The organism is Mesorhizobium sp. CAU 1741 (assembly GCF_039839275.1).
Taxonomy (GTDB): Bacteria; Pseudomonadota; Alphaproteobacteria; order Rhizobiales; family Rhizobiaceae; genus Aerobium.
Genome location: NZ_JBDOQP010000012.1, coordinates 1 through 1,513, shown reverse-complemented (window position 1 = coordinate 1,513; position 1,513 = coordinate 1). Strand labels below are relative to the sequence as shown.

At 61.5% G+C, this 1,513-nt stretch carries 1 protein-coding gene and 1 pseudogene; both read right to left on the bottom strand.

Going from position 1 to position 1,513, the window contains the following annotated elements:
• Positions 1 to 1,089, bottom strand: a 1,089-nt coding sequence (locus AAFN84_RS24770; RefSeq protein WP_347517410.1) for a cache domain-containing protein, incomplete at its 3' end; no start/stop codon positions are given.
• 171 nt (positions 1,090 to 1,260) lie between these two features.
• A pseudogene (locus AAFN84_RS24765) lies at positions 1,261 to 1,513 on the bottom strand (chemotaxis protein); the annotation flags it as partial.

Here is a 1,513-nt window from a genome sequence, read left to right as displayed (position 1 = left end):
GTCGTCGGCGGCCTGGCTGACTTCGCTGGTGCCGGAGCGCATGCCGCCAATGGCGCCCGAGATCGTCGACATCGTCTCCTCGAGCTGGTCGGCGGTGCGGTTGAAGTCGTCCTTCAGCTTCTGTGTCTTCGGTGCAAATGGCGCCGTGATGCGATAGGTCAGGTCGCCAGAGGCCAGCGCCGACAGGCCATCGGCCAGCGAGGAGATCGCAACATGGTCCTCCTCGGCGACACGGGCCTTCTCGTTCTCGTTGCGGGCACGTTCGGCTTCGCTCAGCGAGCGCTCTTCCTCGGTCCGGCCCTCAAGCCGCAGCTTCTCGATCGCGGCTTCCTTGAACACCAGAACAGCACGCGCCATCTCGCCGATCTCGTCCTTGCGCGACACAGCAGGAACCTCGACAGAGTTCTCGCCAGACGCCAGACGGCCCATCACGGAGGTCAGTGACTGCATGGGAGGCACGATCCCACGGATCACCGCATAAGCCGCCGTCAGGGTGACCAAAAGGGCCACAAGCATCGCCCCACCGATCGCCGCTGCATTGTTCCAAAGCATGGCGGTCAGGTCGTCCATGTAGACGCCGGTTGCGACACCCCAACCCCACGGCTCGAAATAGGCGACGTGGGAAAGCTTCGGGAACTGCTCCTCGAAGCCCGGGCGAGTGCCCTGATATTCGATGAAACCGCCGCCTTGCTGCGTCATCAGCGAAACGAACTCGCGGTAGAGATAGAGACCGCTGGAATCCTGGTAGTCCGTCAGGTCCTGGCCCACAGGGCGGGTAGGATGAAAGACGATACGGTGATCGACGTCAAAGGCGAAGAAGTATTCGACCTTCTGATAGCGCATCGCGCCAACGGCCTGCTTGGCCTGCGTCTGCGCTTCCTCACGTGTCAGCAGACCCTGGGTCTCCATATCGTGATATGCGGCAAAGATGCTGTTGGCATTTTCCGTCATCGACGAAAGCATCAATTGGCGCTCGGTGAGAAGCGCCGAGCGTTCCTGGAAAATGGCATAAATGCCCGTTGCCAGCATCGCGACCAGCGCGATACCCACCAAAGCATAAAGTCTGCCTGATATCCCAATAGCTTTCATCACAACCCCCGTCCGCGAAGCCCCAGAATCTGTTCCCTGTTTCCCACGATCAGTGCAAACAAAGGGTGAATACGGCCTGTGCGGGCTTTAATTTCTTCAAGTTTTCGACCGAATATTTGCCCAAAAAAAACGCCGCGCTAGGCGCGGCGTCTTGGGGTCTGTTCGATGGGCTCAGAATTCTTCCCATCCGTCGTCTTCTGGCTGGCTTGCGAGCAGTGCCGCTGCCTGTCCGCCGCCTGATGACACGGTCTTGAGCGCGGGGGCGGATGGCTGTGGCCGTGCCGGCATGCGCGTCACCGGTGCCGGCGCAGACTTGGCCCGCCCTGCCGCTGGTCTGCCCGCGTCGGCCTGCGTGCCAAGCTTGAACTTCGCCACCAGACGCGCAAGCTCGTCGGCCTCCTGCGCGAGGTTGTGGCTGGCAGCC